We start from the raw sequence: 15431 nt of genomic DNA, 5'->3' as shown, positions 1-15431 counted from the left end.
AGCACGGATGAAAAATTCAATAAATTACATCATTTATCTCCTTATCGTTTCTTTTCTAAGCTCCTGCGAAAGGGTGATTGAGCTCGAGCTACGGGATGATACAGGACGCCTGGTAATTGAGGCTAACTTTCATGATCAACAGGGGGCGCAAACTGTTCGGCTTAGCACCAACGTTCGTTTCTCGGAACCGAATACCTATCCCCCTGTGACGGGAGCGCAAGTTAGTGTGGAAGACGACGCGGGTAACCATTATATATTTAAGGAGGGGCCCGCCGGTATATATACCACGGATACGGTGGCCGGTGTTTATGGAAGAACTTATTCGTTGAAGGTGCTTACGGGAGATACAACGTTTAGTGCCCACTCAAAAATGCCTTCCCCGGTAAAATTGGATTCGATAACCGCCCGAAAGGATGAATTCGGAGACAACGAAAATGCGCGGATAATCAGTGTCCATTATCAGGATCCTGCGGGCGTTTCTAATCAATACCGGTTTGTCTTATACTTGAACGGCGTACTTGTTAAACGCGATTTTGTGAATGACGATCGGTTTAGCGACGGACGTTCTGTTGAATTGGATCTGCCTTTGGGCGATGATGACGATGATTTAGAAGTCCTTCCGGGAGACCGTGTTGAGGTAGAAATGCAATGTATCGATAAGCCAATTTATACCTATTGGTATTCATTGGCCTCGCAGCAGGGGAGCGATGGCCCGGGCGGAAGCGTAACCCCGGCGGACCCACCTACGAATATCACACCCACATCATTGGGATATTTTAGTGCACATACCACGGAAAGAAAAAGTATAAGAGTGAAATAATGTTGATGGAGTTTGTTGGTTATTGGTTGTGAGATTAGTTAATGAGCCAATTAGCCGATTAGCCAATGTGATGATGAGCCGATGTGATGATGAGTCAATTAGCCGATTAGCCAATGTGATGATTAGCCAATGTGATGATGAGTGCGAAAGTCTAACAAAAAGCAAAGACCTGAGCTGATTATTTCTTTTAATCGGCTCAAAAAAACGTTATATTTGAGCCGATTAATTATGCTAATCGGCTCATTATGTACAACTGGCAATATAAAGATTGGCCCAATTTTACCTATTCGGCAACGCATCTAGCATCTACCGGTGTTGCATTTGCTAAGGAACTCGGATTGATAGGTGGTCTTATAACCGGCTTGAATGATGAGTTGAGGCAGGAGGCTCTAATAGAGGTTCTGATAGCAGAGGCCATCAAAACATCTGAAATCGAAGGAGAATATATGAGCCGTGAAGATGTTATGTCTTCTATCAAGAGAAATTTAGGGTTAAATGATGAAGCTCCCGTTCGCGATAAGCGAGCGACTGGGATAGCTAAATTGATGACCACTGTTAGAACAGATGCTGCGGAAAAGTTGTCTCTCAATATGATCCGGCATTGGCATCAACTTTTAATGGAGGGCTTTCCAAAAATTAGTGGAGGCGAATGGCGTAAAGGTGAAGAGCCGATGCAGGTTGTCTCGGGCGCTTATGGAAAAGAGACTATACATTACGAGGCACCTCCATCTTCCCAAGTGCCCAAAGAGATGGAACAGTTTATGGACTGGTTTCACCGCGATCATTTTTACGTAAAAGACGACATCATGCGGGCTTTATTAAAGGCTGCAGTTGCCCATGTTTATTTTGAATCTATCCATCCCTTTGAAGATGGAAACGGACGCGTTGGACGAGCCTTGGCCGAATATACACTCTCCAACACACTCGGGAGCCCTGTTTTGCTATCCATATCTAAAACCATTGAAAAAGACAAAAAGCAATATTACGATGCACTAAAGCAGGCACAAGCGGGCTTAGACTTAACAGCATGGATTCATTATTTTACGCAGGTTATAGTAGAGGCACAACGAAATGCAAGAGAGCTGGTTGAGTTCACCGTAAAAAAGGCCAAATTTTTTGATCGGTTTACCGCTCTTCTGAATGAGCGGGAATTAAAGGTCATTAAACGAATGCTCGACAATGGATTGGAGGGCTTTGAAGGTGGGATGACAGCTAAAAAGTTCATGGCGATAGCTAAAACTTCTAAAGCAACTGCTACGCGAGATTTACAGCATTTGCATGCTATAGGGATTTTAAATCAAATTGGTGCCGGGCGGTCTGTTAGGTACGAATTGGTTTTGTAAATAGGCGTTCGTGGAAATAAGTGATGCCTGCCTGCCGGTAGGCAGGAATTATGAGTGATGAATGATGAATTTTTTTGTTGCCGCCCCTTATAGCGGAAAGCTGACTGCTGATGGCTGAAAGCTGAAATAATTAGCCAATGTGATGATGAGCCAATGTGATGATGAGCCGATGTGATGATGAGTCAATTAGCCGATTAGCCAATGTGATGATGAGCCAATGTGATGATGAGCCGATGTGATGATGAGTCAATTAGCCGATTAGCCAATGTGATGATGAGCCAATGTGATGATGAGCCGATTAGCCAATTAGCCGATGAGCCAATTAGTTAATTGGTCAATTAGTCAATGGCGTTGAACCGTTGGATAGGGAAGTGGTTGAGTTGTTGAGTAGTTAAGTTGTTGAGAAGTTAAATAGTTGAGTAGGGAAGTGGTTGAGTTGTTGAGTTGCCTGTTGTGTGTTGCGCGTGATGAAATCATACGGGGCTCTCGCGCGTAGGCAAAACGGCCTCATAAGACGAGCGTTAAGAAAAATTTGCCTAGCTGGGAAAAGAAACAGCGTGAAGAAGTGAGGGACGAACGGCTCCGCGCTGTTGCGGGAAGGAGCACATTTTTTAGCGAAGTAAGAAAAAGAACAACAAAAAAATTGATCCTCTGTATGGTTAATGTGCTCTGGCTAATGAATTAAGGTCTTTATAATCTCGTTTTGAAAGGTGTTAAGACTGATTGTATACATATTGGTAAGGAGTATAATGGTGATCTTCTCCTGTGGGATATATAGTAGCCGTGTTGTGGTCCCCCAAATGGAACCTTGCCGCTCATTCATAACAATTTCGCGATTATTGATCTGTAATTTTCGGATCCATAAACCGAAACCATAGGATTCTAAATAGGGGGTAAGTAACATCTTTAAACTGGAATCAGCCAGTAACCCACCGTTATATAACGCTTCCGAAAACAATAGAAGGTCTTCGGCAGTGGAGTACATCGCTCCTGCTGAATAGAAGTTTTCGATATAATAAAATGGATCGTTTTTTAGCTCTTTAGAACGCTCGTCTATGCTATAAACAGCGGCAAGATTTTCTATTACTTGCTGATAGGAGCACATCCCCGAATGATTCATTTTCAAGGGCTGCAATAGTTGAGTTCTCAATACTTCTTCGTAGGGCCTATCATAAATTGCCTCAATGATTTTGCCTAAGATCACATAGTCTGCATTATTGTAGCTATAATGTTTGCCGGGTTCGTTTTCCATTTTTCCGCTACAATATCGCTGTAAAATTTCGTCGGTGGTGTACTTCTTCAAAAACATCGAAGGTACTTCATTTGGGTCTTCACCTGCCTCGCTGCTTTCTATACCAGAGGTGGCGGTTAAAAGGTGAAAAATGGTTGCCTTATCACCGGCTGCTCCGGTATAATTGGGTAAATACGTTTTTATCGTAGCATGTAAGTCCAGTTTACCAGCTTCGTATAATTGCATAATCAGAACGGCTGTAAACAGCTTAGTAATGGAAGCAATCTTATACTTCGTATCCGGTTGATTGGGTACGTCAAATTGAAAATTAGCCGTTCCAAAACTCTTCAGGTATGTTTTGTTGCCCTGTTTTACCAAAATAGTTCCATTGTAGCGGCTCGTTTTTGCATACTCATCTATAAACTTTTCGGTATGCTTCCACTGTCCTAATGAGTCGGTTGTCAGAAGTAGGAAATAAGCAATCCATATAAAAGTTCTCACCGTATTAAAAATAGATAGCGTGTTTAGCATGATTTGTGTTCTTTCCTGAATGTCTACGAATTAAATGCCATAATTGTATTTTATTGTTTTACAGTGTTTTGATTGTGGATTATTCCTTTTTATTGCACGTTTTCGGACAACAAATGTTCGCTTTTGGTTTTCCTTGTTCTTAGTTGTTGATTAGCCGATTAGCCGATTAGCCGATTAGCCAATTAGCCGATTAGCCAATGTGATGATTAGCCAATGAGCCAATGGCGTTCGTTGGGTAGGGAAGTGGGTTGAGATGTTAAGTAGTTAAATAGTTAAGTAGGGAAGTGGTTGAGACGTTAAACGGCTCCGTGCTGTTGTGTGGAGGAGCACATTTTTTAGCGAGGCTTATGAAGCCTTGATTATTCATTTGTGTTGCAGAAATAAATTCGCCACGTTCTATTTGATTATTTCCATTTTCAAGATCTTCATTATATTCTGTTAAAGTTTGAGATGTTTCACTTGTTTGAAATGTTATTCCCATTAACTTTAAGGTGCTTAAAAGCCATTCTCTTTAAGAAGCATCCTTAATCTTATCTATATCTATTATCAGTTCCATTGTATATAATCCTTCTAAAACAAAAATACACTTTCCTAATCGTTTTTTTTAAGCTTATAAAAACTTGCTCAGCAGATGACTTTTACTTTAATTGCCAAGACAACCTTTTTAGGGTTTATCGATTAGAGTTGCAGGCCTGCTGCGGATTGTGTGATTAGTTGAATGGTTCATTGTCGTACAGTTTGTCATTCTGAGCGGAGTCATTGATAGCTAATAACGGACAACTAATAACAAATAATGAAAAATAATTCAGAAAGAATATATCCCTCTTCATGCCAAAAAAATCCTATTCGAGGGAATTCATGTGCTTTTGGACCATCCGTATTTTCTATATTAAAGCCCTAATAAGAATTGAACCAAGCATGATCCTATCAAAAAATCTATGTTGTACAACCAGGTTTGGGTCGTATTAATGGAAGATAAAAAACAAGGCTGTTTGTAAATTAAATAGAATGAGATGCACAAAAACAAAACTAGTAATACGTTTCTGTTAGCCCTTTTTATAGGCTTGTTTTGCTGTTTACTATCCACTAGGCAGGTATGGGCGCAAAAACCGATCATAAAAGTGGATTTTAATTTTAACGGCCGTAAGGAAGCGGAGGTAAATGAGCCCGGCTATTTTCCATGGACGATTGAAGCCGGGGCAAACGACAGTCGGACCTTCGGCAGTGTTAAGGTAGCGCTGAAAGGTGCCTATGTTTCTGATTGGTATAAGGCGGGCGTGCAGGCCCCTTTTTATGCAAAATGGGTAAATGATGGGCTTGTTTCCAACGGCCCTGTTGAACTTATTATAAGTGGCCTGCCAACGGGAGAGCATTCGCTGCTTACGATCCACAATACATTTGATAAACCGGAAGACAATACGGTTGCTCCCATGGATATTTATGTAGATGGCAAACTGGTAGCCGATAACCTGGTTCCCAGCAATCGTGCAGAACAGACGATTGAATCGCAAACGGCTTATCTTTCACTGCAAGCTGAAAGCGGCAAGCCAATAGTGCTACGTTTTGAGGTTGACCCAAGCGCAAAGGCTTCCGTAAAGCAGATCGTGCTGAATGGTTTCGAAATAAATACGCCCGATATTAAAAAACAGGCCAGAAAGCCAATACCGATTGATGGCGATGAGCATGTTGATACCGAAAATAAAAAGATAAGCCTGAGCTGGTCTCCTGCGCCTCATGTGGTGTCGCATGATGTCTACTTTGGAACCAGCAAAGAGGCCGTTGCAAGCGCGGATCATGCTTCGCCAACGTTTAAAGGGACACGTAGCGATACTTCTTTTCAGCTGCAAAATAGCTATAGCATGAATACGTATTATTGGCGGGTTGATGAAAGGGATGCAGCCGGTAAAGTGATCAAAGGAAATGTTTGGCATTTCCGTCCGGCCCAGCTGGCCTTTCCGGGAGCAGAAGGCTATGGCCGCTTTGCCCGTGGAGGACGCGGAGGGAAAGTGGTGCATGTTACAAATCTTCAGGATAGTGGCCCGGGCAGCCTGCGTGAGGCGGCTACAAAAGAGGTGGGGCCACGGATCATTGTCTTTGATGTTTCGGGAATAATCAAATTAAATTCGAGATTGGTAATAAGTCAGCCCTATGTAACGGTGGCCGGGCAAACGGCTCCCGGAAAGGGAATAACCATTATCGGTGCTCCGCTGGGGCTTACCGGAGATGATGGCATTGTACGCTTTATGCGGGTAAGGATTGGTGCAGGAAGAACTTACGACGGAATGGGGCTCACCGGAGCCAATCACAGTATGATTGACCATTGCTCAATCAGTTGGACAATTGATGAAGCGTTTAGCTCTCGCGGAGCACACAATATTAGTTTGCAACGGACACTCATTTCGGAAGCACTCAACATTGCCGATCACGGGAAGTATGAAAAGGGGAAAATGCATGGTTTCGGGGCCACTATTGGCGGAGATATTGGAAGTTTTCATCATAACCTGCTTGCCCATAATTATGGTCGAAACTGGAGTTTGGGCGGTGGAGTGGATGGAAACGGAGTTTATACCGGCAGGATGGATATCCGAAATAACATCGTATATAATTGGGGAAAACGAACGACTGATGGCGGTGCCAAAGAAGTTAATTTTGTGAACAATTATTACAAACCAGGGGCCGCTACCTCTTTCTTTTATGCATTAAAGGCCCAGCATGAAGCATATGGCGGTGGTAAGCAGCAATATTATTTTGCGGGTAATGTAATGCCCGGTTATTTTGATGAAGATAATCAGGAAAAGGGCCGTACGATCCAAGGGAACGTAAACTACAAGACATATGTAGACGCTCCGTTTTTTCCTTCTTATGTTACTACGCTCAGTGCCGAAGCGGCTTACAAAAATGTGCTGTCTGATGTCGGCTCGAATCAGCCCATATTTGATGACCATGATATCCGTATTATCAATGAGACACTTCAAGGTACTTATCAATATAAAGGAAGCAGAAGTGGTTTACCGGGTATGCCTGATACGCAAACCGATGTAGGTGGATGGGAAGCGTATCCTGAAATTAAACGGAAGGCCGACTGGGATACCGATCAGGATGGCTTGCCGGATTGGTGGGAAGAAGTATATGGCTTGAATCGGGATTCTAAAAGGGATGATTTTTCTGAAAGCAATGCTGATATTGATAAGGATGGTTTTACAAATCTTGATAATTATCTCGACTGGATGGCCAACCCTCACTACTTTACCGTGCCGGGCGAAAAATTGAATATCGATTTGAAACCGCTTTTTAAAGGATTTACAGCAGCTCCGGTTTATGCGGTGAAAAAAGTAGAAAATGGAGCAATGCAACTCATAGAAAATGGAACCGTTGCGCAATTTAAACCTGAGCATCCGGGTTTGGCAACTGCCGAGTTTATGGTTAGGGATAAAGATGGCGACACCATGATTAGAAAAGTGGGGTTTTATGTGGCAGGCCCTGATAAACAAAAATAAAAATACAAGGAAAGGCCTCTTGAGGGAATAGGCCCTTTGAATAGAATAACAAGAACATATCGTGAAAATGAAAAAATCGTATCGAATGATCACCGCAAGTTTGTTTTTGCTTGCATTTTTGTGCCCATTTCCGGACGCCCGTGCACAGAACGCCGATGATGCCACGGCACAACCTGAGCCCGGACAAATACCTCCGCATCCTACGCGATTGCCCGAAGGTGCTATCCCGGCATTCCCGGGTGCATGGGGAGGGGGGATGTTTACCACGGGAGGGCGCGGCGGGAAAGTTATCACCGTCACAAACCTCAACGATAGCGGCGAGGGCAGTCTCCGTGCCGCTTTAGAAGCAAAAGGGCCACGTATTGTGGTGTTTCGTGTAGCAGGCACCTTAAAGGTTAAGGAGGATCTGCATATCAATGAGCCTGATATCACCATTGCCGGTCAAACGGCGCCCGGTGATGGTATCTGCATCGCCGGTACGCTTAATATTAATACACACAATGTAATCATCCGTCACCTGCGGGTACGCCGCGGCATACCAACCGGCGGGCAAGGTGATGATAATATCGGGGGGAATCCGCACCATCACATCATTATCGACCATTGTTCTACAAGCTGGGGGATGGATGAAAACATTTCGCTCTACCGGCACATGAGACCATCGTTAGACGAGCGTACGCAAATAAAAGATGCGGCTGAATACATTACCATTCAGTGGACGATCTCCAGCGAAGCGCTTGATGCCAAAGGACATGCTTTTGGCGGCACATGGGGAGGAAACCCCGCTACGTTCCATCACAATCTCTTCGCCAGCAACACTGCCCGAAATCCGTCAATCGGTATGTCCGGACCGTTTGATTTTCGGTACAATGTGGTTTTCAACTGGCGTCATCGCTCGGTAGATGGAGGGGATGAAACTTCGATGATCAATTTCATCAACAACTATTTTAAACCCGGGCCTGCTACGAATGAAAACATGCGGGCGGTTTTTGCCCGTATAGAACAGCGTAGTATGTACTCTCCGGGCAGTGCATGGAAAGAGGGCGACTGGTTTCCGAAAGCAGCTAACCGCCCGGGTAAATGGTATGTTGCCGGCAATATCATGCACGATAATAAAGAAGTAACGGATAATAACTGGGCGGGTATGCGCGGGCCTGAGCGACTTGCACGTGTGAACACCCCATTCGTTGGGTGGCCGGTGGCACCACACCAAACAGCTGGAGCCGTTTTTGAGTCTGTACTGGCGAAGGTGGGGGCTACTTTACCCAAACGTGACGCGGTTGATGCGCGGGTTACGGAAATGGTGCGTACCGGAAAGCCGATGACTGAAACGGGTATCATCAAAGATATTTCTGAAGTTGGCGGTTATCCAAACTTAACGTTCGATCCTGCTCAGGTGCCTCTTGATAGCGATGGCGATGGTATGCCCGACCAGTGGGAGATCAAACACCAACTTGATCCTAAAAATCCTGCCGATGGTGCCATGGATGCTGATGGTGATGGCTATACAAATGTGGAAGAATATCTTAATGATACAAATCCGCAGGAGAAAGTCAATTACCGTAATCTTGGCAATAACGTCGATACAATCAGTTAAGCGAAAGAACTATCCGGATTTATAAGCACGAAAGTCTGCTGGGTCTTTTTTAATTTGTTTAGTTTACGTGAATGCCTTTATTTAGAAGTTTATTTTGATAATACCTTATGGAATGTGCTTAGGATTCTTTTTTCGAAGTGTTGGCTTTATGATGCTGTGTTTTTTTCTGCCGTCAGCTTCCCTGGCTCAATACCAAGGTTTTATCTATGGCAAAGTAACCTTGAAGAATAAACGGACTTATACCGGCCCGATCAAATGGAGTGCCGATCAGCGGTTGTGGAGCGATGTGCTCGTTGTCAGGAAAACGACGCATAACGCATGGCGATACCTGTCGGGCCCGCAACGGAAGCGTCTGCTCCGGGCCGGCGATGAAAAAGAGCTCGATTGGAAATTTATGAGCCTATGGAAGGATAAAAATCCAAAAAGAAAAGCTGAAATACTGTGTCGCTTCGGGGATATCCGCATGATCCATGTAAACGGAGAGGAGGAAGCGCAGATCTATTTCAAAAATGGCGAAAAATTACGGGTGGCAGCGGAAGAGCGGGACAGCCGGCATTTGGGCCGAAGCATTGTTGTCTATTACAAAGGTGATTCGCATACCATCCACTGGGACGAAATAGGTTCGGTTGAATTCAGCGAAATGCCAAGGGATATGCGAGCTGCCAATGGAGAGCCGCTCTATGGAACAGTATATACTACTAAAGGTGCAATTACGGGATTTATTCAGTGGGACAAATATAAGTACCTTGACAGCCATCAATTGACGGGAAAAATAGAAGGCGAAGGGGCGCTTAAACGCTATGCCTTTCAACGGATACGGCAAATTGAAAAGGATGATAACGCCGCTAAAATTACTTTAGCAGATGGGAAGCAATATCGATTAAATGGAACACGGGATGTAGGTGCTTCCATAAGAGGCATCGTTGTAATGCATCCCATTTTGGGGAGAGTGGTGGTTGAATGGAAAGCTTTTGAGTCGGTTAAATTTACAGAGCAACCCGAAGAAGGCTTGTCTTATCGTGATTATGTTAAGCCAAAACGTTTACAGGCCGAGGTTTTGGCAAAGGATAATATGAAAGTAAAGGGTGTCTGTATCTTCGACCTGGATGAAGAATGGGATATGGAACTGTTGGAGGGACGCCGGGATGGCCTGCATTATCAGATTCCTTTCCGGGAGATCAGGAAACTGGTGCCGCAGCAAGGGCGTTATACGAAAGTGCTTCTTCACAATGGGAAAACGTATTTGCTGGGCTGGGAGAATGACGTAAGTGATAAAAATTGGGGCGTGATTATCCGAGCAGCGAACGGCGATTATAATTACTTCACCTGGGATAAAATAAAAGAAATTACATTCTGAAGCTATGGCAACGCGCTCAAAATCAACCGTAATTTTCATCATGGCAATCGCATTGATGATGCTTGCAGTGTTTGCGGGTGTGCTGACTTTGACCGACGATCTCGATGCGCTATATGTGGTAATCCTGTTATGGATATTTTTTGTGATCATTCTGCTTTGGTTTGGAAATCGGTACCTCTACCGTTTGCTGGACCAATCAGTTCCCTGGCTTCGTCATCCCTCGAAAAGGTTCTTTCTACAGCTAATATCGAGCACGGTATTTTCTTTAGTTGTTATTAACCTGACTTATTACCTTTTTAAACGATGGGTGAATGAAGACCCGCCTGATCATGCCCAGATGCTGGTGCTCAACATCTATGGCCTGTTGTTTATCATCCCGATTTTGTCCATCAATTTTGGTATTTATTTTATGATGCTTTGGAAGAAAGCGGAAGTTAAATCAAACTTATTGAACGAAAGACATCTGCGCAGCGAATTGGATGCACTTCGCCTACAGGTTGATCCGCATTTTTTGTTTAATAGCTTAAACGTATTGGCCGGATTGATTGAAAAGGATAGCAAGGGCGCGCAGTATTTTTTGGAAAAATTTGCGGAGGTGTACCGTTACGTGCTGCAATATCAGAAAGAAGATCTCGTACCTTTACACATTGAATTATCATTCGTACAGGCTTATATACACCTGTTGGAACAACGCTTCGGCAAGGCGCTGCGCGTAACGATGGCGGTCCCGATTGATGAAAACAATCCATTGGCGATACCGCCCATGGCACTGCAGATGCTTGTTGAAAATGCCGTGAAACATAATGTGATCGCGAAAGAAACACCTTTGGTGGTGGATGTTCGCTTAACGAAAGGAAATAGCTTAACGGTTATCAATAATTACCAACCCTTATCCTTGGCTAAACAGGATAGGCCGGGGACGGGGATGGATAATATCCGTAAACGCTACAGGCATTTATCGGATGAGCTGCCGGTTGTTCAAATAGATGGTGCACATTATAAAGTGGAGTTACCTTTATTTGAAATGGAGGAATAATCAGCTAAAAAACGCATAAATGATGGATGTTTTAATCATTGAAGATGAGGAGCCCGCTGCCGAAAGGTTGATTGAACTGATCGGGCAATACGATTCGAACATAGGTATATTGGCCGTGCTGTCGTCTATCAACGCTTCAATAAAGTGGCTTTCGGAAAACAGGCAGCCCGACCTTATTTTTCTGGATGTGCACTTATCGGATGGATTGTGTTTTGAAATTTTTAATCAGGTGAAAATCCAATCGCCCATCATTTTCTGCACGGCCTATAATCAATATGCCCTGGACGCTTTTCAATTGCATAGCATTGATTATCTATTAAAACCCCTGCAATACGAAAAACTGGAAAAAAGTCTTAAAAAGATGGACGCGATGCTTGGCCGCCCTGCATCGCCGTTACCGGAGATTGACCTTCATAAACTGGCCAAAGCAATCCAGGTTCAAAAGCAGCCTTATAAAACCCGGTTCATGGTAAAAATCGGGACGAAAATAAAGCCTGTTAAAATAGAACAGATTGCCTACTTTCTGTCAAGCAATAAACTCACCTTGCTCGTTGATAATGAAGGCAGGAATTTTCCCATCGATTATTCGCTGGATGATTTGATGACACAATTGGATCCGGATTTGTTTTTTCACGTAAACCGCAAACTTATCATTCATATCGATGCAGCTCAGGAAATTCATCCCTATTTCAAAGGGCGCTTGAAATTAATCCTGCATCCACCCATGGAAGATGGTGCTGACGTGATTATCAGTAGCCAGAAAACACCGTATTTCAAAAGATGGCTAGGTCAATAGTCTGCTTGCCTATTTTCGGCTACATTTGTTTCATCCCGGAATATTCCTGTTTCAAACCGTAAATATCGGTCTCCGTCTCCATCTTGTTTTTTAATCGATTTTCATCCCTTTACTTTAAGCTGTAAACTTAAGACCACTCGATATGGGCGGCCGTCATCTTACAGGTATTTTATAGCCGCGTTAAATGAAAATAATTCTTTTATGTGCTTTCTTTTTCGTGCTTGCCAACCAGGGCTTCGGGCAGCTAAGTCACCATGTGGAGGGGCTTGCCCAAGATAGCCTGGGTAATCCCATTCCGGGTGCTTCGGTAAAACTCTTAACACCGGAGGATACGATGATAACCGTTACTGATGAGCGGGGTCTTTTTGCATTTAAAAATGTAAAGGCAAAAAGGCTTTCGTTGGCGGTTTCGACTATCGGCTTCCATTCTTTTAATAAAAGCTATGCCCTAGATGACAATAAACCGGTATTTAAGGTTCCGGCCATTATTTTGGCAGAAGCTTTTAACTTTTTAGACGAGGTGGAAATTACCGGTGTTCATCCGGTAACGGTGATGGAAGACACGATTGCGTTTGATGCCATGGCTTACCAGGTACGGGAAGGGGATGCGGTGGAAGAAATGGTTCGTAAACTCCCCGGTATGGAGGTGAGTGCAGATGGAAACATAACGGCACAGGGTGAACCTGTTATGAAGGTGCGATTGAATGGTAAGGATTTTTTTGGCGACGATGCTGCGGCTGCACTACAGAATCTTCCGGCTGATATTGTACAGAATATCCAGCTTATTGATGATTATGGCGAACAGGCAAATGTAACGGGTGTGAAGAACGGGGAATCCCAAAAAATTATCAACATCAATACGAAGCCTGATAAAAGGAATGGCTACTTTGCAAAAGTAGGTGGTGGAGTGGGCTCTTTTGACCGCTATTCGGGTCGCTTGCGAGGCAACAGGTTTAAGGAAGATCAGCAGATTTCGGTCGATGGCTCGATTAACAATACTTCGGCGCGATCTGCGGGCTTAACGGATGCCAGATCCTTCAAAATGAACTATCGGGATAACTGGAGCGAGAAACTGACCTCCTATGGAAGTCTTCGTTTTAATAATAACGTTAACAGAAAGCAGGAACGTAATGCCAGTCAGCAATTTTACCGGGATTATACGCGTACAGAGGATGAAAGTAACAGCGATTATAACAACCAATCTGAATATAAACTGGATTGGAACCTGGAATACCGCCCGGACACAGCTAATTATTTGAAGGTTGAACCCGAGATCAGTTATGACAACAGTCGAGCTACCGGTCAGGGGGTAAGTACGACTCATTTATTGAATACATCTTCCCTAAGGAATAGCCAGCTGGAACAGCATGCAAAATCAGGCTCTTATGGTATTGAATGGTTCTATAACCATAAGTTTGCGAAACCGGGTCGGAATTTAAGTGCAGGTGGAGATTTAAGTTATGCTGACGGAAAGGAAGAGCAGGAGGTAAGTAACGACTACTATTTTGTCGATTCGCTGGGAGAGGGTTATGAGCGCCAACATCAATTTCGTTTCAATCATAATAAAACCGCAGACCTCCGATTGAAGGCATCATATATGGAGCCTATTACGGAACATACCGTGCTGGAAGCCAGCTATCAATGGAACAGAAGCTCAACCGATAATGCAAAGGAGGTGAATGATATTGATTCGGCGGATACGTGGTTGTATAACCCGCAGTTGAGTAATGCGTTCAACTATAAGTTTACCACCAATCAGCTAGGGCTCACCTGGCGTACCAATCGGGAAAAGTTTAAATACAATTTGGGGCTGACGGCGCAACCCACCGTATTGGAAGGCACTGATCTGACCCGGAACTTGAATACCTATAAGCGGTCTTTCAATTGGATTCCCAATGCACGATTTGTATATCGATTTTCGAAGAAAAATCAATTGATTGCCAAATATAACGGACGTAGCAGCCAGCCGGCATTCAATCAACTGCAGCCTATTACGGATAATTCGGATATTCAGAACGTGGTGACGGGTAATCCGAACCTCAAGCCTGAATATACGGATAACATGGGGCTGGAATATCGGCAAGCGGATTGGGAAACGGGTTATGTGTTGTTCTCTAAACTCAGTTTTAGTCAGACCCGGGATAAGATTGTTACGACCAAAGAAATTATTCCGGATAGTTTAAAGGAGATTACTACTTATATGAACACCGATGGATTCTATACCGCCAGAGGTAACTATTCAATATCGAAACCTTTTGACGACCGAAAATATACGCTTACTTACTATGGAAATGTAAACTACAGCAATAACATTGCCTTTACAAATAACGAAAAGAACATCGGAAAAAATACGGAATTTAGGCAGGGGCTTAAATTCAGGATCGATCTGGATGATATTATAGATACGGAGCTCAATGCTAACTACACCATCAACAGCACACATTATAGCTCATCTACTTTTGATGACCGCCGCACCAATCAACTTTTTATTGGTCTGAGAGGTCGGAATTACCTCTTTAACGATTGGACAGTGGGTTATGATTTTTCCAAAACCATCAACAAGGGATTTAACGCCACAAATGCAAATCCTACCTTATTAAATGTATACGTGGAATACCGATTTTTTAAAGGAAACAAAGGAACGGTACGCTTGGAAGGCTTTGACCTCTTCAATGAAAATACCGGAATCTCCCGAGACGTGTTCGATAATGAAATTGTTGATCGACAAAGTGATCGCTTAGCCCGCTATTTTATTTTGACGTTTAATTACCGATTGCAAAAGTTTGGGAGTTAGTTGAGTGGTTGAGACATTAAGTAGTTAGATAGTTGATTAGGGAATTAGCCAATTGGTCAATTAGCCAATTAGCTAATTGGTCAATGGCGGTGAATCGTTGGGGAGGGTTGCGGGAATATTTGAGGCCGATTTATAGAATATGATTAGATCTCCCTTCGAAATTACATGCTTCGAAACGGCTATGCAACGGGGCTCTCGCGCGTGGGGCAAAATGGCCTCAGAAGATGAGCGTTAAGAAAAATTTGCATAGCAGGGAAAAGAAACAGCGCGAAGAAGTGAGGGACGAACGGCTCCGCGCTTTTGGATCAAGTGGCTGTTGCACAACTCACCTCCGTTGATAACTTCTTTTGATGAGGTTATTGAATAATGTTAAATTAGGTCATGCAAGGAAGGAAGACATATCAGGAAAAACTGTTCATCCATTTTCAA

At 43.6% G+C, this 15431-nt stretch carries 9 protein-coding genes; 8 read left to right on the top strand and 1 reads right to left on the bottom strand.

From position 1 onward, the window contains the following. Nucleotides 1-7: 7 nt before the first annotated feature. Together RYH73_RS10945 and RYH73_RS10940 are read left to right on the top strand one after the other, a co-directional pair. Nucleotides 8-820: a DUF4249 domain-containing protein gene (locus RYH73_RS10945; RefSeq protein WP_335313469.1), complete on the top strand. Its 813-nt coding sequence runs from the start codon at nucleotides 8-10 to the stop codon at nucleotides 818-820. A 245-nt stretch (nucleotides 821-1065) separates the two neighbouring features. Beyond that, complete coding sequence (locus RYH73_RS10940) at nucleotides 1066-2163, top strand: Fic family protein (protein WP_335313468.1); 1098 nt, start codon at nucleotides 1066-1068, stop codon at nucleotides 2161-2163. A 673-nt stretch (nucleotides 2164-2836) separates the two neighbouring features. Here the strand turns inward: RYH73_RS10940 and RYH73_RS10935 are convergent. Beyond that, nucleotides 2837-3925 (bottom strand): serine hydrolase domain-containing protein, encoded by a 1089-nt coding sequence (locus RYH73_RS10935; protein ID WP_335313467.1) that lies wholly within the window; start codon nucleotides 3923-3925, stop codon nucleotides 2837-2839. Between the two features lie 1013 nt (nucleotides 3926-4938). On the opposite strand from RYH73_RS10935, the gene RYH73_RS10930 reads away from it, so the two are divergent. The 6 genes from RYH73_RS10930 (at nucleotide 4939) to RYH73_RS10905 (ending at nucleotide 15002) form a co-directional block, all read left to right on the top strand. Further along, the gene (locus tag RYH73_RS10930; protein WP_335313466.1) at nucleotides 4939-7422 is read left to right on the top strand and encodes a T9SS C-terminal target domain-containing protein; all 2484 of its coding nucleotides are present in this window, start codon (nucleotides 4939-4941) and stop codon (nucleotides 7420-7422) included. Between the two features lie 85 nt (nucleotides 7423-7507). Further along, complete coding sequence (locus tag RYH73_RS10925; RefSeq protein ID WP_335313465.1) at nucleotides 7508-9019, top strand: pectate lyase family protein; 1512 nt, start codon at nucleotides 7508-7510, stop codon at nucleotides 9017-9019. A gap of 112 nt (nucleotides 9020-9131) precedes the next feature. Then, on the top strand, nucleotides 9132-10376 hold the full coding sequence (locus RYH73_RS10920; RefSeq protein WP_335313464.1) for a hypothetical protein: 1245 nt from the start codon (nucleotides 9132-9134) through the stop codon (nucleotides 10374-10376). Between the two features lie 4 nt (nucleotides 10377-10380). Beyond that, complete coding sequence (locus RYH73_RS10915) at nucleotides 10381-11412, top strand: sensor histidine kinase (protein ID WP_335313463.1); 1032 nt, start codon at nucleotides 10381-10383, stop codon at nucleotides 11410-11412. A gap of 19 nt (nucleotides 11413-11431) precedes the next feature. Then, nucleotides 11432-12208, top strand: a complete 777-nt coding sequence (locus RYH73_RS10910; protein WP_335313462.1) for a LytR/AlgR family response regulator transcription factor — start codon at nucleotides 11432-11434, stop codon at nucleotides 12206-12208. A gap of 184 nt (nucleotides 12209-12392) precedes the next feature. Further along, on the top strand, nucleotides 12393-15002 hold the full coding sequence (locus RYH73_RS10905) for an outer membrane beta-barrel family protein (protein WP_335313461.1): 2610 nt from the start codon (nucleotides 12393-12395) through the stop codon (nucleotides 15000-15002). The last annotated feature ends 429 nt before the right edge of the window (nucleotides 15003-15431 follow it).

This window comes from Olivibacter sp. CPCC 100613 (genome assembly GCF_036959255.1).
In the GTDB taxonomy this organism is placed as follows: Bacteria; Bacteroidota; Bacteroidia; order Sphingobacteriales; family Sphingobacteriaceae; genus Olivibacter.
The sequence above is the reverse complement of the archived record's forward strand: the minus strand, read 5'-3'. Positions and strand labels throughout refer to the sequence as shown.